General features: G+C 65.3%; 19 protein-coding genes. 14 read left to right on the top strand and 5 right to left on the bottom strand.

Annotated features, from left to right (window positions below; translation table 11 throughout):
* The first annotated feature begins 46 nt into the window (after nucleotides 1-46).
* The 5 genes from HK108_RS07325 (at nucleotide 47) to HK108_RS07305 (ending at nucleotide 6,178) form a co-directional block, all read left to right on the top strand.
* Nucleotides 47-1,588 carry an FCD domain-containing protein gene (locus HK108_RS07325; protein ID WP_181271006.1) on the top strand — a complete coding sequence of 514 codons (1,542 nt, stop codon included), beginning with the start codon at nucleotides 47-49 and terminating at the stop codon, nucleotides 1,586-1,588.
* A gap of 51 nt (nucleotides 1,589-1,639) precedes the next feature.
* A complete protein-coding gene (gene udk / locus HK108_RS07320; RefSeq protein WP_139469259.1) occupies nucleotides 1,640-2,251 on the top strand; it encodes a uridine kinase in 612 nt (203 codons plus the stop codon).
* An 86-nt stretch (nucleotides 2,252-2,337) separates the two neighbouring features.
* Nucleotides 2,338-3,942, top strand: a complete 1,605-nt coding sequence (locus tag HK108_RS07315) for an HNH endonuclease (RefSeq protein ID WP_181271005.1) — start codon at nucleotides 2,338-2,340, stop codon at nucleotides 3,940-3,942.
* A gap of 132 nt (nucleotides 3,943-4,074) precedes the next feature.
* The gene (locus HK108_RS07310; RefSeq protein WP_181271004.1) at nucleotides 4,075-4,578 is read left to right on the top strand and encodes a hypothetical protein; all 504 of its coding nucleotides are present in this window, start codon (nucleotides 4,075-4,077) and stop codon (nucleotides 4,576-4,578) included.
* A 73-nt stretch (nucleotides 4,579-4,651) separates the two neighbouring features.
* Nucleotides 4,652-6,178 (top strand): hypothetical protein, encoded by a 1,527-nt coding sequence (locus HK108_RS07305; RefSeq protein ID WP_181271003.1) that lies wholly within the window; start codon nucleotides 4,652-4,654, stop codon nucleotides 6,176-6,178.
* Nucleotides 6,179-6,197: 19 nt separating this feature from the next.
* Here HK108_RS07305 and HK108_RS07300 read toward each other — a convergent pair whose 3' ends face one another.
* Nucleotides 6,198-8,132, bottom strand: a complete 1,935-nt coding sequence (locus HK108_RS07300) for an FAD-binding monooxygenase (protein ID WP_181271002.1) — start codon at nucleotides 8,130-8,132, stop codon at nucleotides 6,198-6,200.
* Between the two features lie 45 nt (nucleotides 8,133-8,177).
* Entirely contained in the window at nucleotides 8,178-9,581 is a 1,404-nt protein-coding gene (locus HK108_RS07295) for an MFS transporter (protein ID WP_181271001.1), read from the bottom strand.
* 118 nt (nucleotides 9,582-9,699) lie between these two features.
* Between HK108_RS07295 and HK108_RS07290 the strand changes: the two genes are divergently transcribed.
* The 6 genes from HK108_RS07290 to HK108_RS07265 are packed head-to-tail and all read left to right on the top strand — an operon-like array spanning nucleotide 9,700 to nucleotide 16,107.
* Nucleotides 9,700-11,190 carry a fumarylacetoacetate hydrolase family protein gene (locus HK108_RS07290; protein ID WP_181271000.1) on the top strand — a complete coding sequence of 497 codons (1,491 nt, stop codon included), beginning with the start codon at nucleotides 9,700-9,702 and terminating at the stop codon, nucleotides 11,188-11,190.
* Nucleotides 11,151-11,891, top strand: a complete 741-nt coding sequence (locus HK108_RS07285) for a GntR family transcriptional regulator (RefSeq protein WP_167194155.1) — start codon at nucleotides 11,151-11,153, stop codon at nucleotides 11,889-11,891. Before HK108_RS07290 ends, HK108_RS07285 begins: the two co-directional genes overlap by 40 nt.
* The gene (hpaE, locus tag HK108_RS07280) at nucleotides 11,888-13,393 is read left to right on the top strand and encodes a 5-carboxymethyl-2-hydroxymuconate semialdehyde dehydrogenase (protein WP_181270999.1); all 1,506 of its coding nucleotides are present in this window, start codon (nucleotides 11,888-11,890) and stop codon (nucleotides 13,391-13,393) included. The genes HK108_RS07285 and hpaE overlap by 4 nt, the downstream gene beginning before the upstream one ends.
* A 7-nt stretch (nucleotides 13,394-13,400) precedes the next feature.
* The gene (hpaD, locus tag HK108_RS07275; RefSeq protein ID WP_181270998.1) at nucleotides 13,401-14,537 is read left to right on the top strand and encodes a 3,4-dihydroxyphenylacetate 2,3-dioxygenase; all 1,137 of its coding nucleotides are present in this window, start codon (nucleotides 13,401-13,403) and stop codon (nucleotides 14,535-14,537) included.
* An 11-nt stretch (nucleotides 14,538-14,548) separates the two neighbouring features.
* Nucleotides 14,549-15,334 (top strand): fumarylacetoacetate hydrolase family protein, encoded by a 786-nt coding sequence (locus HK108_RS07270; protein ID WP_139469275.1) that lies wholly within the window; start codon nucleotides 14,549-14,551, stop codon nucleotides 15,332-15,334.
* Nucleotides 15,319-16,107: an HpcH/HpaI aldolase family protein gene (locus tag HK108_RS07265; RefSeq protein ID WP_139469277.1), complete on the top strand. Its 789-nt coding sequence runs from the start codon at nucleotides 15,319-15,321 to the stop codon at nucleotides 16,105-16,107. Before HK108_RS07270 ends, HK108_RS07265 begins: the two co-directional genes overlap by 16 nt.
* Here HK108_RS07265 and HK108_RS07260 read toward each other — a convergent pair.
* Nucleotides 16,098-16,571, bottom strand: a complete 474-nt coding sequence (locus HK108_RS07260) for a DUF6194 family protein (RefSeq protein WP_216657199.1) — start codon at nucleotides 16,569-16,571, stop codon at nucleotides 16,098-16,100. The two genes, HK108_RS07265 and HK108_RS07260, sit on opposite strands and share 10 nt — an antisense overlap.
* 47 nt (nucleotides 16,572-16,618) lie before the next feature.
* Here HK108_RS07260 and HK108_RS07255 point away from each other — a divergent pair, with 47 nt between their 5' ends.
* Complete coding sequence (locus tag HK108_RS07255; RefSeq protein WP_229664014.1) at nucleotides 16,619-17,344, top strand: MerR family transcriptional regulator; 726 nt, start codon at nucleotides 16,619-16,621, stop codon at nucleotides 17,342-17,344.
* A gap of 9 nt (nucleotides 17,345-17,353) precedes the next feature.
* Here the strand turns inward: HK108_RS07255 and HK108_RS07250 are convergent, their stop codons facing one another.
* Nucleotides 17,354-19,300, bottom strand: coding sequence for an LPXTG cell wall anchor domain-containing protein (locus HK108_RS07250; protein ID WP_139907101.1), 1,947 nt, complete (start codon nucleotides 19,298-19,300; stop codon nucleotides 17,354-17,356).
* 906 nt (nucleotides 19,301-20,206) lie between these two features.
* Between HK108_RS07250 and HK108_RS07245 the strand changes: the two genes are divergently transcribed.
* The gene (locus tag HK108_RS07245) at nucleotides 20,207-21,466 is read left to right on the top strand and encodes a PrsW family intramembrane metalloprotease (protein WP_229664013.1); all 1,260 of its coding nucleotides are present in this window, start codon (nucleotides 20,207-20,209) and stop codon (nucleotides 21,464-21,466) included.
* 9 nt (nucleotides 21,467-21,475) lie between these two features.
* The gene (locus HK108_RS07240; protein ID WP_139469283.1) at nucleotides 21,476-22,666 is read left to right on the top strand and encodes a MarP family serine protease; all 1,191 of its coding nucleotides are present in this window, start codon (nucleotides 21,476-21,478) and stop codon (nucleotides 22,664-22,666) included.
* 6 nt (nucleotides 22,667-22,672) lie between these two features.
* On the opposite strand, the gene HK108_RS07235 is transcribed toward HK108_RS07240, so the two are convergent.
* Nucleotides 22,673-23,614 (bottom strand): endonuclease/exonuclease/phosphatase family protein, encoded by a 942-nt coding sequence (locus HK108_RS07235; protein WP_181270997.1) that lies wholly within the window; start codon nucleotides 23,612-23,614, stop codon nucleotides 22,673-22,675.

Here is a 23,614-nt window from a genome sequence, read left to right as displayed (position 1 = left end):
AGTCGACCGCCGTGAATGTTTGAGTCAGAAGTCCTAAGATAGAGTGATGTATTCCGCTGAGTTCCGTCGTGACGCCGTGGCGCTGCTGACGACGTCGACCCTCGCCGAGGCGGCCGCGCGCACGGGAGCATCGCCGTCGACCCTGCGTCGTTGGGCGAGCCGATCCGACCTCGCGGATCGTCCCCGCAGCGGCCGCCCGCCGATCCAGGAGACCGCTGACCGGGTCGTCGAAGCACTCGTCGCCACCGCGGGGGCCAGGATCTCCGGACGGGACTATTCGACTCGTGCCCTGGCCGAGGCGACGGGGTTGAGTCAGAGCATCGTCTCCCGGTCGGTGCGGGCGCTGACGGTCCCCGTCGCCGAGGTGGCCGGTGCCTCGGAGCTCATCCTCGCGGCCAGCGGGTTTCCCCTCGTCATCGTCGGCGTTCGCAGGAACGATGCAGGTGGGGGCGGAGATCGTGGAGAGTCCGCGACGATCGTGCCGCCTCGGCGAATTCAGCGGCGCATCGCGGGAATCACCGCGGCCCTGCGCACCGCGGGCGTCGGGCGGTGGGCGCAGCGCTTCGACAGCGAGCATCGGCAGGTGCCAACCGCCGAACTGCTCGCCCTGCTCGACGGTGATGGTGACTTCCTCGTGTTCGACCCCCTCGGCGAGGTTCCTGACGACCTCTCCGACGGGGCGGGAGCCCGGGTGAGGGCGTGCGCGGAATTCGACGATTTCGTCACCGTACTCAAGAGCCGCCTCGGCGAGTGTCAGGACATTCCCGGGTCTCTGCTCGATCTGCTCGCCGACCGCGTCCGGAACGGACTCGAAGGTGTGCTGTGGTGGGAATCGGCTCCGTACGAGCCTCAGAGAAGTTCTATTACTTCTGACTCAATGGAGATATCGTCGTGGCTGCCGAAGGAGACCCGATCGATCACCGAGCATCTGGCGATCGCGCTGCGCGAGGAGATCATCGACTCCGGATATGAGCCGGGGGACCGGATCAATCCGCGCCTGCTCTCCCGCCGAATGCAGGTGCCCAGGGCCTCGGTCGATGCGGCGCTGCGAAGGATGGTCGATGACAAACTGCTCGACGGATCCCGCGGCGGCGCGCGGATTCCTCTAATCACGACCGTCGACGTGCTCGACCTCTACGCCGCGCGCATGGCCATCGGGGAGGTTGTGCTCAGGTCCCTGGCCCTGCGTCCGCAGCGCTACCTCGTGCCCGTGCAGCTGGCCCTGCGACAGGTCGAAGCCTCGGCGCCGACGCGCAGCGGAATCGATGTCGAGGACGCCGACCTCCATTTCCAGCAGGAACTGGCCCGTGCTTCGGGTCTGCGGGAATCGGCGCGTGCCTTCGAAGCCCTGACTCTGCGGCTGCGTCTGTTCATCTCCATCTTGCAGCTCGACTATTCTCCGGCCAGCGACCGTATCGTCAGCGATGATCGGGCCATGTTCCGTGCGCTCAGCCGAGCGGATGCGAAGACGGCGATCGAGGTCTGGCGCGGCAAGGTCGACAATGCGGTGAGACATATGGCCGGTCTGCTGGGCAGGCGGCGCTTCGACCAGGAGCTGTGGACCCAGCTGACCCGCAGCCTCGGGTGAGTACGGAAGCCGGGACCCGCCTCGGCGGGGGTCGTGGTCTATATTTGTGCCGTGGAGACTTTGGTTGTGGGCGTGGCCGGCGGAACCGGCAGCGGAAAGACGACGCTGACTCAGGCGCTGTTGGACAAGTGCGAAGGACCGCCGTCCGTGCTCTTCCACGACAACTACTACAAGCGGCGCGACGAGCTCACCTACGAGGAGCGCGAAAAGGTCAACTACGACGATCTCGATGCCTTCGACAATGACCTCTTCGTCGACCATCTCACCGCATTGCGGAACTCCGAGGCGGTCGACAGCCCCGTCTACGACTTCTCGATCCACAACCGCAGCGACGAGACGACGCGCGTCGAACCCGCGCCGGTCATCATCGTCGAAGGCATCCTCATCTTCGCCGAACCGCGCATCTGCCGGCTGCTCGACATCAAGCTCTTCGTCGACACCGACGCCGATGTGCGTCTGCTGCGCCGGATCAAACGCGATGTCGTCGACCGTGGGCGGACGCTGCAGTCGGTGGAGGACCAGTACTTGGGCACGGTCAAGCCGATGCACGAACTCTACGTCGAGCCGTCGAAGCGCAATGCCGACCTCATTATCCCCGACGGCGGCCACAACATCGTCGCCATGGACATGATTCTCAACCGCATCCAGCGCGGAGTCGGCTGAGGCTGAAATAGGGTCTGACCTGGCCGTATTGGGTCATTCGGGGCCGTTCGCGAAGTCGTGTCAGTGCCGACGGGTACCGTTTCTATATGGACGTCGACCCCGCACGGGAACCAGCGCCGGTTCCGGATCCGCTGACCGAGATCACTCGGTTCGGTGAGCTCCTGCGCGGTCTTGACCCGGGTGGCACCGAGGCTGAGACACTCGAGCGGATCACTGCGCTCGAGGAGCTCAAGTCTGCCGTCGTCGCCGCACAGTCGCGGGAGGCAGTGGCGTTCGAAGCGCTGCGCATCGAGCGGGACCGGCACAACAGGGTGCCCGCGATCGACTGCGGAAAACGTGCCGGAGACGAGGTCGGGCTGGCGAAGAAGGTCTCGCCCGGATCGGGGCGGAAGTTCCTCAGCACCGCCCGCTCGATCGTCATCGGGATGCCCAATACCTTCAAAGCCCTGTCCAAGGGGGAGATCTCCGAGGACAAGGCGCGCATCATGGTCGATGAGACCGCGGTCCTTGCCGCCGCCGATCGGCGCAAGGTGGACACGCGGATGAAGCGCAGTCTGGAACCGTCCGGGTTGCGCAGCCTGCGCGCCGAAGTGCGTGCGCTCAGTGCGGAGATGGACGCCGAGGCGGCCGCGAAGCGGGCGGCGAGAGCTGAGTCCAATCGTCGTGTGAATCTGACCGTGATCGATGACGGGATGGCCAGGATCTCTGCGATCCTGCCGCTGGCTCAGGCCGTCGCCGCCTATGAGAGTCTCCGTGCCGGCGCCGAGTCGATCACTGCCGCCGGTGACGCGGGCGGGCGGAATCGCCAGCAGGTGCTCGCCGACACCTTCGTCGAACGATTGAGCGGCCAAACGAGTGCGACGGCGGTGCCTGCGGAGATCCATGTGCTCGTCGAGGCCGAATCTCTGCTCTCGGACGGGCTCGTACCCGCCTGGCTGCCCGGGTTCGGACCGCTGCCGGCGCAGACGGCACGGAAGTTCATCGTCGCGAACGAAGCGAAGATGTTCATCAGCCGGATCTTCACTCGTCCCGACGACGGGCAGCTGGTGGGGATGGATGCGAAGAGTCGGGAGTTCACCGGCCGACTGCGGCAGATGATCACCTTCCGCGACGATGTGTGCCGGACACCGTGGTGCGACGCCCCGATCCGGCATGCCGATCATGCCCTTCCCGTTGCCGCTGGCGGAGCTACCACCTGGGAGAACGGTTCAGGTCTGTGTGCATCCTGCAATTACGCGAAGGAACATCCCGGGTGGAAGCATGAGGCCACAGCGGACGGGCTGCGCGTCACCACGCCGAGCGGACGATCGTACGAGGTGACCACGCCCGCGGTGGTCCGCCGCATGCGGTTCCCGCGTCCAAAAGCGGTGTCCGAACCGGGTGGTTCGCCGCCGGGGCCGGATTGGCGGCAGACCTTCTCCCGTTTCCTCGAACCCGATAGGGATGAGGCCAGGAGAGTGGTCGGGAAAGACCAACCGCAAGAGGCGGCTCAGCCGGACCAGCCGGTCGAATACCAGACGATCGAACCGAAGTGCGTGCTGCCCGAGCAGCTGCCACCCCGCTACTGCACTCGTGCCGAGAAGATCGCCGGTTGGCGTAGCCGCAATGCGCACCGACGACCGAGTGCACAGGACTGCAACGGCAGCCCGGTCGAAAGGCAATTGGTTCGGATGGTGTTCGGGCCCGACTGAGCCGCGTGTCGGATCTGGAACATCGCGGGAACACCTGTCACACGGACACTGCAGAGAATCGTAGTTATGGACAGGGCGGGTAAGAGCGGAAGCACACGACTGACGACGGCGCGGGGGCGAAGTCTCAACCTCGTGGCGCGTGTGCTCCCATTAGGGGCGGTGGCCTGCTGGGTGATCACGATCTTCGTGCCGGTCCTCGACAGCGGAGGCCCCGGATCGATGCAGATCCGCGTGACGTCTCTCGGTTTCTCGCCGATCGATATGAACGACCTTGACGAGGTCTACCTCGTGCTCTGGATCGTCATCCTCACCGGCGCGTTCACTGCTTGGCTGCTGTCAGCGTCGAAGTGGTGGTCGATCGCGGCCATCGTTCTGGGCACGGTTCTGGGACTGCGACTCCTGCAGATGGTCGCCGATCCGCCGATCATGATGTGGGACGGGCAGACGGCCGACGGCATGCCCACAGGAGGCATGGAGGTCGCCTACCCGGCGGCAGGGTTCGGCCTCTGGGTGCTCGGCAGCCTGCTGTTCTTCGCCGCTGGTATCTGTGGTCTGGTCGCAGCCGCCCAACAGGATCATCACCGTCGTGAACGGATCAAACGCTGCATGTCGAAGCGTCATGGTCCCGCCGGGTGAGGCTCGATCCGGCCGACTGCTTGTGCGATTCGCGCAAGCGCTGTCACTGTCAGCTCTCTGTCTGTGGATCGTCATGCTGTGGGTTCCAGTGGCTGCCAGCCCTGAGGACACGTCGGAAGAGCCGCAGCCGCCGCGCATCATCGTCACTGCTCTCGGCGGACCGCCGTTCGACCTCGATGAGGCTCGGGGCTCGATGGTCCTGGTCGCCGCCGGCGTTCTCATATGTGCGGCTGCTTCGCCCCTGCTCACCGTCAGGTCTCGGCCCGATTCGCACCCGTGGCCGGACGTCGTCGGGCGCCTATGGTCGGTGGGAAATCTCTTTCTGAGCGTCTGCGTCTTCCTCGTATCGGCCGACATGTTGGCCAATATGCCGACGTTCATGTGGGACGCCGTCGATGATCGCGGACGCCCGGTCTTCGGGATAGTCGTCGCCGAACCGGCGCTGGGCGCAGTCCTTTGGGCTATCGGGGGCCTCAGTCTGCTGGCCGCGGGAGTCTGCGGCCTCCTCGGCGAGGTCAGGCGGAGGAAGGCAGCACCCGCTCACTGCGCAAACGCCAGAATCACCCCGTGGCCCCGAGGGAACCGAACACATCGTCTCGCACAGCGGCTGCCGTGGGTCGCGCTCGCCTGCTGGGTGCTGATGATCTGGGTGCCGCTCTTCGACAGCGGCGACCATGGTGATGATCGATTGACGGTGACATCGTTCGGACGGGTACCCTTCGATCTCGCCGACCGCACCCCGGGGGTCATCCTGCCCTGGGTGGTCGTTCTCGCCTGCGCAGCGACCGCGAAACGGTTCGACACCTTTGCCCACTGGCCTCTTTTGTCGGTGGCAGTCGGAGTCGGTCTGTTCATCCAGCAGGCGACTATGGTCATCGATCTTCCGCGAGAGCGCGTCGAAAGCACCGACGCCACCGGTGAAACGCTCAGTGCCATTATCGTCGGGTATCCGTCAGCAGGTCATTATCTCTGGACGATCGGCTGCTGGGCACTCATCGCCGCAGGCATCTGCGGACTCCTCAGCGATCGACGGCGGATCGACCGGCAGATGCAGAGGCAGGCACAGCGTCCGACGAAAAAGATCAACCGCAGACGCCAACGCAAGCTGCAGCAGTGGGCCCGGCTGCTTCCGTTCACCGCGGTCGGAGTGTGGACCGTGACTGTCTTCGTCCCCGTCGTCGACAGCTTCAACGACGACGGTCCGCGCATTCGAGTGACTTCACTGGGAGAATGGACGATTGATGACGGCGGTGACGTCGATCTGTTCTTCCTGATCATCTGGGCACTCGTGGTCGCCATCGCCGCGCTCGGGGCCGCCTTCGCCCCTGCCCGCTGGTGGGACGTGACAGCTGTGATCATCGCAGCACTCATCGTCCTGGTCCTCTTCAGCTACCTCGTCAGTCCTCCGGTGCTGATGTGGGACGGGCAGCTGCCTGACGGAACACCGACCGGAGGGATGGAAGTCGGTCGCCCGTCGTTCGGCTTCGGGCTGTGGCTCATCGGCGCCGCAGCCCTCGTCGCAGCTGGGATCTGCGGACTCCTCACGCAGACCAAATGCGTCCGGCCAGCAGTCCAGGGACCACCAGCCGGAGGCGTTTGAGAACAGAATCGTTCCGAAATCACTTCACGGGTTCGAAGACTCCCGCGAAATAGTCGCCGATCTCGGTATGTGCGTCCAAGGGGAAGACGCCAGAGACATACTGGTCGGGTCGGACCACGACGACGGCACCATCGCGGCTGATCTCACGGGCTTCGAAGATGTCCTCGTCGGGCAGGGTCGCGTAGATCTTCTCCACGTATTCGAGGTCAAAGGCACCGATATGCGGACGGAAGACCTTCGGCACATCGGGGAACGCGAACTCCTTGTGCTCCTGCTGGTAGATGACGCTGAGCTCGACGAGGGCATCGAGGTCCTCACCCTCCCTGCGGTAAGCGACCAGGGGAGAGGCCTGATCCGATTCGAGCCACGCAGCCAGAGCTGCCACCTTCGACTCACCGCCCGAGTTGCCAGCACTGCCGTCGACGACAGGAGCGGCCCGATCGGCGAAGACATAGACCCTCCAACGACCGTCGGCGCGGGCCTCATGTCCGAGGTGGATGAAGTTCGCATCGCAGCTGCGCTTGACCCGAGCCGACTTGAACCGCTTGCCGATCGGGAATCCGGCCGCGAGCTCCTGATGAGTCGTCGGCGTCGTGATCATCGACTCCGTGTACTCGGTCATGAACCCTGCCGGGAACTCCGCGGTCTTGACGTAGAAGTCCTCGAGGTAGGTCTTGTCCGGCAGCTCCTCCTGCGGAGTCGCCATGAGCGTCGACCATTCCTTGTCGAACTCGATGAGGTTCTTCGCCGCCACCTGACGTTCGGCCGAGTAGGTGCGCAGCAGTTCCGTCGACGACCGACCGGAGATGACCTGGCCGAGCTTCCACGCGATGTTGAAGCCGTCCTGCATCGATACGTTCATTCCCTGACCGGCTTTCGCCGAGTGAGTGTGGCAGGCATCGCCAGTGATGAACACGCGCGGACACTGAGAATCGGGCACGGTCTCGTCGGTGTCGTCGAAGGCATCGGTGAGCCGGTGCCCGACCTCGTAGACCGAATGCCAGGCCACGTTCTTCACATCGATGCTGTAGGGCGAGATGATCGCATTCGCCCGGCGGATGATCTCGTCGATGCTCGTCGCCCGCACCTTGCGCGCATCATCCTCGGGCACCTCGCCGAGATCGACGTACATCCGGAACAGATGCCCGCCCTCGCGGGGGATGTGGAGGATGTTTCCGTGCTTCGACGAGATCGCGCACTTGGTGCGGATATCGGGGAAATCGGAATTCGCGAGCACATCCATCACGCCCCAGGCGTGATTGGCCTGGTCACCGGACATCGTCCGTCCGATCGACGATCGGACTTTCGACCGGGCACCGTCGCAGCCGACGACGTAGCCGGCGCGGATGGTGCGTTCCTCCCCGGCGCGCTCGCCGGCCGTGTAGCGGACGGTGACGGATACCGGATGATCCTTCGCCGAGGCGGCCGCGGCGTCCTGGTCGACCGCGAGGTCGACGAATTCGATCCCATAGTCGGGTGTGATCTTGCCGGGGGACTGGGCGGCGAACTGGGCGAAGTAGTCGAGCACGCGTGCCTGGTTGACGATGAGGTGGGGGAATTCGCTGATGCCGTGCTCGTCATCCTTGGGCCGACCGGTGCGGATGATGTTCTCGGGGTTCTCCGGATCCGGATTCCAGAACGCCATCTCGGTGATGTGATAGCCCTCGCGCATGATCTCCTCGGCGAAGCCGAACGCCTGGAAGGTCTCGACAGAACGGGCCTGGATGCCGTCGGCCTGACCGATGACCAGCCGCGAATCGCGCTTCTCGATCATCCGAGTGTTCACGTGCGGGTACTGCGACAGCTGTGCCGCCGCGATCATCCCCGCAGGGCCGCTGCCGACGATGAGGACATCGACTTCATCGGGCAGATCATCTGCGCGCTCGATCCCGTAGCCAGCGGCTTCCTCGATCCGCGGGTCCGCGGACACGTAGCCGTTCTGATGGAAATGCATGTCAACCTCCGGTTCGTGACACGTCGTCGTGATGTTTGAATGCTATCAGTTCATATACGATCTGGTGTCGGCGGGGTGGTGCCGATCACCGTCATCGCTGGTCAGCTGCGGCGACCCGATTCCGATGATCGGGCTCACTGACTGCTCGTCCTCGTGGTCTGGACCGAGCGGAATGCCGGTGCGATCACGCAGCAGCAGAGTCGCGGCGAGGGCGAGCACGGCGACGACGCCCAGGTACACCGCCACCGAGGCGGTCGTTCCCGTCGATGACACGAGCCCCTTCGCGATCGTCGGAGCAAAGGCGCCGCCGAGGATCGACCCGATCGCATAGGACACCGAGACCCCGGAGAAGCGGACGCTGGAGGGGAACAGCTCGGCGTACATCGCCGGCTGCTGACCGTAGGTGAAGCCCAGACCGATCGTGAGGACGACGAGACCGAGCAGGAGCATGCCCACCGAGCCGGTGTTGACCAGCGGGAACAGAGAGAAGATACCCGCGAACAGGAGGATCCAGCCGAGGATGTAGGTGTTCCGGCGTCCGATCCTGTCCGAGACGGCTCCCGCGATGATCGTGAAGACCAGCCAGGACACCGCCGAGGCGGCGACGGCCCAGAGCACGGGACCGCGTTCGAGGCCGATGGGTCCGGTCGGATCCGTGGCGTAGTTCTGGATGTATCCGCCGGTGGTCATGTACCCGGCGGCGTTGTTGCCCATGAACACGAGGGAGGCGAGGATGACGAGCAGCCAATGGCTCTTGATGAGCTTGCCCAGCGGGTTCGTGACCTGTTCCTTGCGCTCGGCGATCTCGTGGAAGACCGGGGATTCCTCGACTCCGCGGCGGATCCAGTAGCCGACGAAGACGAGCACGATGGAGAGGAAGAACGGCACCCGCCAGCCCCATTCGAGGAAGGCATCGCCCGGGGCGATCGAGGTCATCAGGGCGAGCACGCCCGAGGACAGCAGAAGGCCGATGGACACCCCGATCTGCGGGAAGGAACCGCGCAGTCCGCGTGACTTCTCATCAGCGTGTTCGACGGCGAGCAGAACGGCTCCGCCCCATTCTCCGCCGGCCGAGATTCCCTGGACGATGCGCAGTGCGATGAGCAGGATCGGAGCCAGGACGCCCGCGGTTTCGAAGGTCGGCAGGAAGCCGATGAGCGCGGTCGCGGCACCCATGGCGATGAGGGTGATGATGAGGACCACCCGGCGGCCGAGCTTGTCACCGAAATGTCCGGCGAGGAATGCGCCCAAAGGGCGGAAGAGGAAGCTGATCCCGACCGTCGCGAAGGCGACCATGGTCGAGAGCGTCGATCCGAGCGGGCCGAAGAAGAGCTCGTTGAAGATCAGCCCCGAGGCCGCCGCGTAGAGGAAATAGTCGTACCACTCGATGCTCGTGCCGACGATCGTCGCGAATGCCACCCGGGTCTGAGTGTGCTTCTGTGCTGCCATGACTCCTGTGTCCTGTCGTGCGTCCCAACCACGTTCTCTGTGGCCTGGATTACTTGTTCCCGGGAACCGTATCATATACGATCTGTAGTGAAGCCAATCGAAATGAGGTGTGAGATCGATGTCGACTCCAGCAGGTGTTCCGACCCGTCCGGGCAAGATCATTGCCGTTCATGTGGCCTATGAGTCCCGTGCGGCACAACGAGGAAAGCGCCCCGCCCAGCCGTCGTACTTCCTCAAGGCGGCCAGCTCCGTCGCCGCCACCGGCCAGACCATCGAACGCCCCGCCGGCACCTCGCTGCTCGCCTTCGAAGGTGAGGTCGCCATCGTCATCGGCGCCTCCGCCCGCAACGTCACCGAGGCCGAGGCCTGGTCGTATGTCGCCGGCGTGACCGCGTCGAACGACTTCGGCCTCTACGACATGAAGACCCCGGACAAGGGATCGAACGTGCGCTCGAAGAGCCGCGACGGATACACCCCGCTGGGCCCCGAACTCATCCCCGCCGCCGAGGCGGCCCCCGACTCCCTGCGCCTGCGCACCTGGGTCAACGGCGAGGTCGTCCAGGACGACGGCACGCGAGCCGATCAGCTCATCTTCACCCTCCCGCGCATCGTCGCGGACCTCAGCCAGCACCTCACCCTCGAGCCCGGCGACGTCATCCTCACCGGCACCCCTGCCGGATCCTCCGTCGTCGCCCCCGGTGACACGGTCGAGGTCGAGGTCACGGCCGCCTCGGCGAACGGGGAAGAGCTGAGCTCAGGACGACTGACCACCACGGTCGTCGACGGCCCCGGAGACTTCGACGAGAACCTCGGCAGCCTGCCCGCAGTGAACGAAGCACTCACCGTCGATGCCTGGGGCTCACGCGAAGCCGCCCTACTCGCCCCGGAGGGCGATGCCGATGACACTGCCGCGATGGCACTCGGCGATGACCTCATCGCCAAACTCGCCGAGGCTCCGACCGCGGGTCTGTCGGCTCAGCTGCGGTCGCGCGGACTCAACAATGTCGTCATCGAAGGCGTGGCCCCGCTGAAGCCGGGCGCGAAGATCGTCGGCACCGCGAAGACGCTGCGCTTCGTGCCCAACCGCGAAGACCTGTTCAAGTCCCACGGCGGCGGTTACAACGCACAGAAACAGGCCTTCGACTCGATCCGCCCCGGCGAGGTCGTCGTCATCGAGGCCCGAGGCGAATCCGGCTCTGGCACCCTCGGCGACATCCTCGCCCTGCGCGCGAAATCACTCGGCGCCGCCGGCGTCGTCACCGACGGGGGAGTCCGCGACTCCGCCGAGGTGGCCGAGATCCTGCCCGTGTTCTCCACCGCGAAGCACCCCGCCGTGCTCGGCCGCAAGCACGTGCCGTGGGAATCGGACGTGGCCGTGGCCTGCGGAAACGCCGCCGTCCTGCCCGGCGATGTGATCGTCGCCGATGACGACGGAGCCATCGTCATCCCTCGTGACCTCGTTGAAGAAGTCGTCGACGCGGCACTGGCGAAGGAGATCGAGGACGGCTGGGTGGCCGAACAGGTCGCCGCCGGCAACCCGATCGAAGAGCTCTTCCCGCCCAAGGGCGAATGGAAGGCGAAATTCGACGAGTGGAAGGCCTCACGGTGACTGCGACTGCGTCCCTGAGCAAGGCCGAGACCGCCTACCGGTGGATCCGCGAACGCGTCGCCGACCAGACCTATCAGCCCGGGCACAAGCTCGTGCTCGCGCAGATCGCACTCGAACTCGACACCTCAGTGGTGCCGGTGCGTGAGGCCATCCGCCGGCTGGAAGCCGACGGGCTCGTGACCTTCGAACGCAACGTCGGGGCCCGCGTGGCCATGGTCGACCAAGGGTCCTACACCCAGTCGATGGAAACGGTCGCGATCCTCGAGGCCGCGGCCGTCGCCCAAGCACAGGGCCACCTCGGCGTCGATGATCTCGATGCTGCGGAGCAGATCAACGATCGGATGCGGGCTCTGCTCGACGATTTCGAACCGGCCGAGTTCACTCGGCTCAACCACGAGTTCCACGAGATGCTCTACCGGCGCTGCCCGAACGAGCGGCTGTGCACCCTCGTCGAACTCGAATGGGACCGGCTCAACCACCTGCGGGATTCGACGTTCTCCTTCGTCCCCGAACGGGCACTCGAGTCGGTGGAGGAGCACTCCCGCATCGTCGCCCTCATCCGGGCTCGCGCCTCGGCGCAGGAGGTCGAACGGGCCGTGCGCGAGCACCGCTCGGCCACTCTGCGCAGCTTCCAGAACTCCCAGACGACCACAGCCCCAAGCACGGATTTGATTGCAGATTCACGAAAGGACAAGTCATGACACAGTCCACCACCCCGCCGGCAGGTATGCCGGAGAAGATCCGCCACTACATCGGCGGAGAATTCGTCGACTCCGTCGACGGAGACGAATTCGACGTGCTCAACCCGGTGACGAACGAGCCCTACATCAAGGCCGCCTCGGGCAAGAAAGCCGATATCGAAGCCGCCGTCGCAGCGGCGAAGCAAGCCTTCGACGAGGGCCCGTGGCCGCGGATGCTTCCGCGTGAACGCGCCCGGATCCTCAACAAGATCGCCGATATCGTCGAATCCCGCAAGGACGAACTCGCCGCGATGGAGTCCTTCGACTCCGGGCTGCCGATCACCCAGGCCAAGGGCCAGGCGGCGCGCGCGGCGGAGAACTTCCGCTTCTTCGCCGACCTCATCGTCGCCCAGGTCGACGACGCCTTCAAGGTCCCCGGCCGCCAGGCGAACTACGTCAACCGCAAGCCCATCGGCGTGGCCGGACTCATCACCCCGTGGAACACGCCGTTCATGCTCGAGTCCTGGAAGCTGGGACCGGCGATCGCGACCGGCAACACCGTCGTGCTCAAACCCGCAGAGTTCACCCCGCTCTCGGCCTCCCTGTGGCCGGGCATCTTCGAAGAGGCCGGACTGCCCACCGGTGTGTTCAACATGGTCAACGGCTTCGGCGAAGAGGGCTTCGCCGGCGACTCGCTCGTCAAGCACCCCGACGTGCCGCTCATCTCCTTCACCGGTGAGTCGAAGACCGGCCAGACGATCTTCGCCAATGCCGCCCCCTGGCTCAAAGGCCTGTCGATGGAGCTCGGCGGAAAGTCCCCGGCCGTGGTCTTCGCCGACGCGGACATCGAGGCTGCCGTCAACGCCACGATCTTCGGCGTCTTCTCCCTCAACGGGGAGCGCTGCACCGCCGGTTCGCGCATCCTCGTCGAGCAGTCGATCTACGACGAATTCGTCGAGCGCTATGCCGCTCAGGCGGGGCGCGTGAAGGTCGGTCTGCCCTCGGATCCCGCCACCGAGGTGGCTGCGCTCGTCCACCCCGAGCACTATGAGAAGGTCATGTCCTACGTCGAGATCGGCAAGTCCGAGGCCCGCCTCGTCGCCGGCGGCGGACGCCCCGAAGGCTTCGAAACCGGAAACTTCGTCCAGCCGACCGTGTTCGCCGATGTGCAGCCCGACGCGCGGATCTTCCAGGAGGAGATCTTCGGCCCCGTCGTCGCCATCACCCCGTTCTCCTCCGACGAGGAGGCCCTGGAGCTGGCGAACAACACGAAGTACGGTCTGGCCGCCTATATCTGGACCTCGGACCTCAAACGCGCCCACAACTTCTCCCAGGCCGTGGAGTCGGGAATGGTGTGGCTGAACTCGAACAACGTCCGCGATCTGCGCACCCCCTTCGGCGGCGTCAAGGCCTCGGGACTCGGCCACGAAGGCGGCTACCGGTCGATCGACTTCTACACGGAACAGCAGTCCGTGCACATCAACCTCGGCGAGGTCCACAATCCTGTCTTCGGAAAGCAGTGAAGCAGCCATGACCAAACGCACTGATATGACCCGGACCTCGGCCGGCTATTTCGTCAGCCAGGAGACGGGCATCTCCACCGACAACCCCATCGCCACTCCGCAGGTGAGCCCGCCCGACATCCTCCGCTGCGCCTATATGGAACTCGTCGTCACCGACCTCGCCGCGTCGCGGGAATTCTACGTCGACGTGCTCGGACTCTACGTCACCGAAGAGGACGAGAACACGCTCTACCTGCGTTCGACGGAGGAGTTCATCCACCACAATCTCGTCCTGCGCAAGGGCGAGGTCGCCGCCGTGGCTGCGTTCTCCTACCGGGTGCGCAGCCCGGAAGAGCTCGACAAGGCAGTAGCCTTCTACACGGAACTCGACTGCGATGTCCGACGCAATCCCGACGGCTTCGTCAAGGGCGTGGGCGACTCCGTGCGCGTGGTCGACCCGCTCGGCTTCCCGTACGAGTTCTTCTACCAGTCCGATCACGTCGAACGCATGTCGTGGCGCTACGACCTGCACATCCCCGGCGAACTCGTCCGCCTCGACCACTTCAACCAGGTCACCCCGGATGTGCCGCGGGCCGTGAAGTACATGCAGGACCTCGGCTTCCGCGTCACGGAGGACATCCAGGACGAGGAGGGCACGGTCTACGCCGCGTGGATGCGCCGCAAGTCCACCGTCCATGACACGGCGATGACCGGTGGCGACGGACCGCGCATGCACCATGTCTGCTTCGCCACCCATGAGAAGCACAACATCCTCTCCATCTGCGACAAGCTCGGTGCCCTGCGCCGGTCCGACTCGATCGAGCGCGGACCCGGCCGCCATGGCGTCTCGAACGCGTTCTACCTCTACCTGCGCGACCCCGACGGTCACCGCGTCGAGGTGTACACGCAGGACTACTACACCGGCGACCCGGACAACCCGGTCATCACGTGGGACGTCCACGACAATCAGCGCCGCGACTGGTGGGGCAACCCCGTCGTGCCGTCCTGGTACACGGACGCCTCGCTCGTCCTCGATCTCGACGGCAACCCGCAGCCCGTGCACGCCCGCACGGACGATTCGGAGATGGCCGTGACGATCGGTGCCGACGGGTTCTCCTACACCCGCGCGGATGAGAATGAGGGCAAGCTGGGCAACCAGCTCTGAAAGGAATCCACATGCTCGATGAGGCAACGATCGCGGTCATCGCCGACGATCTCGCTCAGGCGGAGCAGACTCGGTCGAAGATCGGTCTGCTCACCGCGAAGTATCCGGACATGACGGTCGAGGACTCGTATGCGGTGCAGAACGAATGGCGCCGTCGCGGTGAAGCCGCCGGTCGTCGACTCTATGGTCACAAGATCGGACTGACCTCGAAGCCGATGCAGCAGGCCACCGGCATCACCGAACCCGACTACGGAGCGATCTTCGCCGATCAGGTCTATGACACCGGGTCCGTGATCGACCATTCGCAGTATTCGGGCGTACGCATCGAGGTCGAACTCGCCTTCGTGCTGCGCGACGAACTGCGCGGACCCGACGTCAGTCTCTTCGACGTCCTCCGGGCCACCGAATACGTCGTCCCCGCACTCGAGGTGCTGTCCTCGCGCATCGAGATGGAGGGCCGCACGATCGTCGACACCATCTCGGACAATGCGGCACTGGGGGCGATGGTCCTCGGCGGCCGTCCCGTTGCCGTCGATGCCGTCGACCTGCGTCGCGTGAACGCCCTGCTCTACCGCAATGAGACGATCGAGGACTCCGGAGTCGCCGCCGCCGTCCTCGACCATCCGGCCCGCGGAATCGTGTGGTTGGCAAACAAACTCGCCGAGCACGGAGATGTGTTGCAAGCCGGAGAGACCGTGCTCGCCGGGTCGTTCACCCGCCCCATGTGGGTGCATCCCGGCGACACCGTGCACGCCGACTACGGAGAGCTGGGAGTCATCACATGCCGTTTCGAGTAGAGCTTCCGCAGACCTTCGCCGACCGGGTGGCCGGCCTCGGCGACGGGGAGTACCTGGCCGGGATGTGGGTGTGCTCGGGTTCGCCCGTGGCCGCCGAGATCGCCGCCGCCTCGGGAATGCAGTGGGTGCTCATCGACGCCGAGCATTCCCCGATCGGACTCGAGACGACGACGAGTCTGCTGCGCGCGATGAACGGCTACCCGGCGACCCCCGTCGTACGGGTGCCGGTCAACGACACGGTGCTCATCAAGCAGCACCTCGACCTCGGCGCGCAGAATCTGCTCGTGCCGATGGTCGATACGAAATCCGACGCCGAGGCGGCTGTGGCGGCCGTCCATTATCCGCCGAAGGGTGTGCGCGGGGTCGGTTCGGCCCTGGCCAGGGCCTCCCGGTGGAACGCCGTGGACGGGTACCTGGGGCGCGCCGATGAGTTCGTGTCCCTGACGGTGCAGATCGAATCGGCGACCGCGGTGGACAACGCCGCTGAGATCGCCGCGGTCGACGGAATCGACCAGATCTTCGTCGGGCCCTCCGACCTGGCTGCGTCGATGGGGCTGCTCGGTCAGCAGACCCATCCGGACGTCACCGATGCGGTGGCTCGGACCTTCGAAGCAGTGAAGGCCGCCGGCAAACCCGTCGGTGTCAACGCCTTCGACCCCGAGCAGGCACGGAAGTACCTGGAAGCCGGAGCGTCCTTCGTCCTTGTCGGCGCCGACGTCGGTCTGATGATGAACGGCGCCCGCGCCTGGGCCGACACTTGGGTTCAGGACTGAGCTCGCTCCCAGCGGTGCCGGGCATCATCGTGGGCGGCGATGAGGAGTTCGTCGACCTGCTTCTCAGTGCGTGAGCCTGGATTCACGACCGCTACCCACCCCTGCCTGCGATACAGCGGGTGGGGGTGGATTGCGTCTGTGACGGACTGCTGACCCGGGGTGTCCGCGTTCGCGTCGACGTCGGGGCCGGGCTCGCCGAAGAGTGCGGAGAACCGGGCACGCCCGATGTGGAGATTGAGCCTCCAGCGATCGGGAGCCGAGAGCTCGGAGGCCGTGTCGTCGGGGTAGTCCTTGGTGATGATGGTGGCGAACGGCTGAGTGTTCGCAAGCACTTCTCCGTCGGGAGCGAAATAGAAGAAGTGGTCTCCCCAGGTCAGCTCGGGGTACGGGCCGCCGGCCTCGGGAGCGATGTGGAGCAGTCCGTCGAGAGTGTGGAAACGGTCGATGATCTCGTGCATACTCATGGTTCAAGTGTGCACTTGAAGTGCTTATGTCGGGTTTTTGTCGGGAGGTGATCACTCTGCGCACTGCGGACGTGGCTTCGCTCAGCGGGTATTCGGTGCAGCAGATCCGTCAGCTCGAATCCCGCGGTGTCATTCCCGCAGCCGCTCGGGAGGACAATGGCTACCGGCGGTATTCAGACGTGCATGTCAGTGCATTGTCCGCATACCGTGATCTTGCTTTCGCCGTCGGTCCTGTTGCGGCCCGATCGGTGATGACCGAACTTCCGCGGCTCGATCCCCGTGAGGCGATCGCCCTTCTCACCGGCAAAGTGACTGAAGTGGACGAGCATCGACGTCAGGTCGTTGCAGCACGCTCGATGCTGCTCTCGATCCAGTCAGAAGCTGAAACTGCCGGCGAGCATGGGCGCGAGACGACCGACGAATCGATGACGATCACCGAACTTGCTGAGGCGGTGGGCGTGCGTGCATCCACGTTGCGATACTGGGAATCGGAGGGACTGACTACCCCGCACCGGGTGGGCTCCGGAGCTCGAACCGCGCGTCTCTATCGGTTCGGAGCGATCAGAGATGCAAGGATCACTGCCGCGCTGCGGTCCGGAGGGTACGGCATTCACGAGATCCGCGAAGCTTTGGCAGTGGTGCGAGGGCTCGGTGATACGAGCTCGATGCTCGCCGCACTCGACGACAGACTGGACGATCTGGCGTTGCGTGGGGCGGCGGTCTTGCGAGCCGGGGGTGTTCTCGCCGGCACGATCGGCGGAGAACACCCCTGAGCTCACTTCTCAGTCCGTCTCGCGGCGGCTGCCGGAAATCAGCAGGATCGTCGAGCCGAGTCCGACGAGGACGATGCCCAGGCCGATGAGCATCCCGTTGCCTGTCGTGCCGGTGCGGGGCAGCTCACCGGATGGTGCCGGGGCCGCCGGAGATGCGGGGGTCTCGGGAGTTTCCGCGACCGGTTCGACCGGTGGAGATTCGGGTTTCTCCGGGGCCTCAGGATTCTCCGGCTGTTCCGGGGGAGCCGGAGGGGTGCTTGGCTCCTCCGGCGGCGTGCTGGGTTCTTCCGGGGGAGTCGACGGCTTCTCCTCGGGTGGGCGGTGCACGGTCTCGGCGGGAACGCCCCAGTCGCTCGTCCACGCCTTGTTGACGTCGCTGCCCTCGATCGCCGTCACATAGGTGACCCAGCCGACGGGCATGTCGATCGGCTCCGTGTCGATCTCGACGCGGCCGTTCTCGTCGGCGTTGACGGTGAAGTCCTGCACGGACAGCTCGGTGCCGTCGGGCTTCTTCGACTGCGCGGGCTCGGTCTCCACGTGGTAGGCGGTGATGGTGAGGACGGCTTCGGAACCCGGCCGCAGTCCGGTCACGGCCACCTCGTCGTGGGTAGATGTCCCCTCGAGCACTGCCTCGGTGTCGGCGGTCGGAGTCCACGGGGCGAACCCCGTCTCACGGGGTTGGCCGTGGATTCCCTTCCATTCCTTCGTTGCCTTGTCCCCGGCGATCGTCTCGGTGAAGTACAGCCAGCCGCGGAAGTCCTCGGGCACGGTGATCTCGTCGGATGTGTGGGTGCCGTTGCCGACATTCTTCGAGGTCACGGATCCGATTTCGCGAGCGTCATCGTTCTTGATGCCCTGCCTCGGTGCCGTCGCGGTCTGCCACAGGGTGTGTTCGACGGTGACGGTGTGGTCGCCGATGAGGCCGGAGACGGTGAATTCGTCGGTGACCGTCTCACCCGGTGTCGGTGTCTGGTCGGAGATCTCGGTGGTCACCTTCGGCTGGGAACTCAGCTCCAGTGACGCCTTGTCCGTGACGGAATCGGGGGTGTCCGGGGTGATGACTCGCTGTACCCGAGTGCCGGACGTCGGTTCGAAGACGCGCACGGTCTGCGGGGCGACCTTCGCCGAGGCGGTCACGGACAGAGTGCCGGGGGCGCTCGCCCGCAGTGTCGTGGCCACGGGTTCCTTCCCCGTGGTCACAGTCGTCGGGGCTTTCGCAGTGCCGGTGGTCTTGAGCGTGACAGGAACGTCGGGGACCTGTGCACCTGAGGCGCTGAGCAGGGACACCGTCAGCGTCGCCTCATCGGTGGGAGTACCGAGGACCTTCGGCTTGTCAGTTTTGTCGGAGGCCCAGGAGTCAGGAGAAGTGGTGGATTCCGGGGCGGCATAGGGTTCGAGCACGGGCATGCGCATGACCGGCTCGAGGCTGATGTCGAGGGTGTAGGGACCGGCCAACTTCTTGGCCTCGGCGAGGATCGTCGAGTGCTTCTTCGCGGCCGCCGCGAACTTCTTGCCCAGATCGGCCGGCTTCTGCGGCGGCACCTTGTGATCGTGGGGGAGCGCCTTGTCGAGTCGGGCCATCGCGCTCAACGCGGCCTGCACATCTTTCGACGTCGAGCCGGCATATTCGTGCAGTGCCCACGCTGTGCGAGCCGAGATGACCGTGTCGGCCTTCGCATTCTTGAAGTGCTTCGGCAGCGGAGACTTCTTGCCCGCATCGATGCAGTAGGCGGAGGTGTCAGGGAAGGTCCGGTAGGAGCCGTACCAGGTCTTGCCCTGTTTCGCATGGTGCCAGATGCCCGGACCGTAGGCGTTGGGTGCGGTGTGCACCGGAACCTCGCCGAGGCCGACCGGCGGTCCCGCGGCCATGGCCGGTCCCAGCCCGATGAGCGAAGCGATTGTGAGGACGGTGAGCAGCAGCGCGGTGCGCAGCGATGCGATTCTGAGAGTGATCATGGACCGATTCGACATTGGGCGCTGGCTGGTCATCTAGGGCTGATTGAGGGGCTGTGGATACCGCTTTGAGCGTCCACAGGTTCTGACGTGTGAGTGGGGGAGGTGCTGGTCGCTGCAGGGAGGGGAGTGGCCCCGGGGAGGAACGGCCGCGTCGGGTGCGTGTGGTGGGCGATGCCGACCGTCGGGCGACGGTCGTGGGTGCAGGGGCGGTCTGACGGCCGTCTGGTTCCCCCGCCGACACAGAGTCGACGAAACTGCGTCCATCCACAGTCGAAAATGGTTGAGTGGGGCGGGGGACGTCGTTTGAAGAACGTGGCAGTCGGCTGAAGTGTTGCTGGACGGATACACGGCGGGGCCGTTCACGGCGGGCTGGGACTCTAGACTGAGGTGAGCGGAAATTCCCCCATCGCAGAAGGACAGACTATGTCGGCACAGAACGGTCCCGGTTCGCAGAGACCGCAGCCGCCCCAGGTGCAGGGCCCACCGAACCCGAACGTGCCCCCGGCACAGGGACAGATGCCGCCTCAGGGCCAGGTCCCTCCGCCGCAGCCACACAATCCGCAGCAGGGGCAGCCGCAGAATCATGATCGGTTCCGGCCGCGACCACAGGGGTCGCAGCAGCCGAACCAGCAGCAACCCGGCGGGTCGCGGCCGCAGCAGCCGCCCATGCAGGGACAGAATCGGCCCCCAGCGCCGGGTCGACCCATGCCGCCGCAGAACCAACCGCCCATGCAGGGACAGCCGATGCAGGCACCCGGCCGACCCATGCAGCCTCAGATGCAGCCGATGCCGGGCCAATCCATGGCTGGTCAACCCATGCCTGGCCAGCCGGTGATGTACGCGCCCCCGCCTGCGCAGGCCCGCGTCTATGCTCAGCCGCGGTTTGCTCCGACGGTGACGCAGGAGATGCGTATCCGTGCAGGCATGCAGGCACCCCAGCAGGTCGTCACCGACACTCCCTGGACCGGCGCCGTGCGGAAAACACAACCGGAGACCGAACCCGACTCGACCGGAAACATCGTCCGGCTCGTCGCTGCAATCCTCGTACTCGTCGGGCTTGTCATCGGATTGGCATTACTTGCCCTGCTCGGCGGACTGAGCTTCGGCGTCCGCCTCTTCGGTCTCATCGGACTCGCGGCGATCCCTCTTCTCGGCATAATCGCCTACGTCCTCTGGCTCGACCGCTGGAGACCGCAGCCGAAGCTCCTCCTGGGCATCTGTCTCCTCTGGGGTGCTGTCGCCTCGGTTATCCTCACCCTCGGCTTCTCACTCGTCGGTGAGGTCGCGCTCTATATGATCGGCATCAATGGTGTGCCCGACGTCATCGGTGCGGTGATTCAAGCTCCGATCCTCGAGGAATCGACGAAGACCGTCCTCCTCCTCGTCATCGTCCTTGCCGCTCGCCGCTATTTCGAAGGGCCCCTCGACGGGCTCGTCTACGGTTCGCTCATCGGTGCGGGCTTCGCCTTCACAGAGAACATCCTCTACCTCGGCCAGTCGTGGAACGACGGCGAGTTTCTGGGCCTCGCCATGACGTTCGCCATGCGCTGCCTCGGATCGCCGCTGCTCCACACGGCGTTCTCAACCTGCGCTGGTGTGTCGATCGGACTCGCCGCCCGCAAATGGCCGTGGTGGTCACTCATCCTCATGTGGCTGCCCGGACTTGCACTCGGCATGATCCTGCACGGTTTCTGGAACGCCTCGATGACGTTCCTCGGTGTCCTCGGCCAAGCGACCAGTGACGTGATGGGCGGAATGCTTCCGCAGATCATCGGCCTCGTCGTCCTCAGCGTCATCCTCTCCGCCGCCTGGGTGACGCTCGGTCTCATCCTGCGCCGCAGCGAACGCATGCACACTCAGAACATGCTCGGTGACTATGCGAACTCCGGTTGGCTCACCCATGCCGAGGTCGACATGCTCGGCACCTGGAAGGGCCGGAAGAACGGACGCGACTGGGCGAAGTCGTTCCCGGGCGGCAAGGAGGAGATGAAGACCATGATCCGCACCTCCGGCAAGCTGTCGACGACGCGGATGCGCGTGCTCGCCGGAATCGGCGGAGAACAGGAACGCAAGATCGAACGGGCCGAACTCCAGCAGTTCGCCGACGCCCGTGAACGTCTGCTCGCGGCCTCCAAACAGACAGCCTCCCAACAGACTGTGCGGTAAGTTCCAGCGGTGACGATCTTCGACATTCTCCTCATCGTCCTCGGCATCGGGGCGCTCTTCGCCGGGTTCCGCCAGGGCATCATCACCGCCCTCGGAACGGCGGCGGGCTTCATCGTCGGCTGGATCCTCGGCCGATTGCTCTCCCCGCTCGTCGAATCGCTGAGCGCCGGCACCGACGTCATGGACAACCAGGGCGTGCTCATGCTGCTGGCCTCGATGCCGTTGGTCCTCAGCGTCCTCTTCGCCTTCGCCGGCAGCGGCATCGGGGCGTGGATCAAGAACAATATGGACTCCGACCTCGGCCAGGGCATCGACGCCGTCGGCGGCACCGTCACCGCCGGAATCGTCTATGTCCTCGTCATCTGGCTCGCCGCCGGATTCATCCGCACCACCCCGCTCGTCGAACCCAACCGCTGGGTCGCCGACTCCTCCGTCATCGCCGCGATCGACCGCACCATTCCCTACTCCTCCCAGAACGCCCTGGGCGGACTGGCGAAAGGACTGAGCGCCTCCGGATTCCCTCAGGTGTTCTCCGGGCAGCCCGAACAGATCCGCGGAGTCGGAGAACCCGACGAAGGCATGGTCGACGTCGGACGCAGCGTCGAGGACTCGGTCGTCAAGATCACGACGACGGCCACCAGCTGCGCCACTGGTTCGGAAGGCTCCGGCTTCGTCTATGAAGACGGACTCGTCGCCACCAACGCCCACGTCGTGGCCGGATCCACTGAGTTGGCCGTACAGGTCGGGGGCAAGGGCAGGCCCTACCGCGCCGAGGTGGTCGAATTCGACGCCGAAGCCGATGTGGCCGTGCTCCGGGTCCAGGGTCTCGATGCTCCCGCTCTCGACTTCGGCAACGGGCTCGGACCGGGAGACGACTCTGTCGTCGTCGGATTCCCCGCGAACGGTCCCTATACGATCTCACCGACCCGAGTGCGGGAGAAGATCAACGCCCGCGGACTCGACATCTACGATTCGCAGTCGGTCGTCCGCGAGGTCTATGCACTGCGCGGAATCGTCAGGGAAGGCAATTCGGGCGGCCCGCTCATCGACGCCGACGGAAACGTCGTCGGCATGGTCTTCGCCCGCTCCGCCACCGATGACGAAACCGGCTACGCCCTCACCCGAGCCGAGATCGCCGATGAACTGGACGCAGGTGCCGCCGAGCGCACACCGCAGCCGACAGGCCAGTGCACGAACTGACCCCGACTACTTGAGGTCGAGTCCGGCGAGGACGGCGCGGTGGTCGCTCGATCCGCGTTCGAGCACCTCGTCGGAGGTGGCGTCGAAACCTCGGTAGAGGACATGGTCGAGCCGGGTGACGGGGAACTGGGAGGGCCAGGTGAAGCCGAAGCCGCCTCGGGCCTCTTCCCGGGTATCCTGCAGCGGCGGCACCAAGGTCTCCATATTGTTGTCCGTGGTCGCCGTGTTGAAGTCGCCGGCGATGATGACATGCTCGGCACCATCGGTCTCCATTGTCGTGGCCAGGCGGCGCAGAGCTGCGTTGCGCATCGATTCGTGCCCCGGGCGCACCGAAGGCATATGCACGGCATAGAAGCGGATGTCACCGTGATCGGTTGAGATCGTGGTCGCGAATGCGCGCGGCCACTGCAGACCGAGGTCGACCTCCTCGGGCTCCGACATCGGCCACTTCGACCACACGCCGATGGTGTCGACGACCTGCGAATGCTCGAACGAGGAGTCGAGCTCCTTGTGGATGATCTTGCCGGACAGGGATTCGAGTTCCTGGATCGTGACGATGTCCGGATCACGTCCGACGATGTTCTGCGCGGCAGCCGTGGGCTGTGGCATCCTCGCCCCCACATTGTGGGTGGCCACCGTCAGGTCCGGATCACTGGAATCCTCATTCGGCAGCAGGGCAGGGCCGAACATCCCCGTCCACACGAGAGCAGGCACGAGGAACCCGATGGCCGAGAGCCACGAGAAGCGGATGAGGAACATGAGCAGCACGAGCGCGAGGACGATTCCCGTCCACGGCAGCACCGATTCGAGGATGAGCGCGATGCCCATCCGCGTCGGCAGCAGATCGTGGAGAAGCAGGAATGCCGCATAGAGGATCCCGAAGATCAATGCGGTGATGCCCTTCGCGGGGCTGTGCCTTCTGCGCGGTGAGGAATATGCCTGGTTCAT

The sequence above is a fragment of the Brevibacterium sediminis genome (assembly GCF_013623905.1).
Lineage (GTDB): Bacteria > Actinomycetota > Actinomycetes > Actinomycetales > Brevibacteriaceae > Brevibacterium > Brevibacterium sediminis.
Note: the sequence above shows the minus strand (reverse complement) of the source record. Positions and strands in the feature narration are given on the sequence as shown.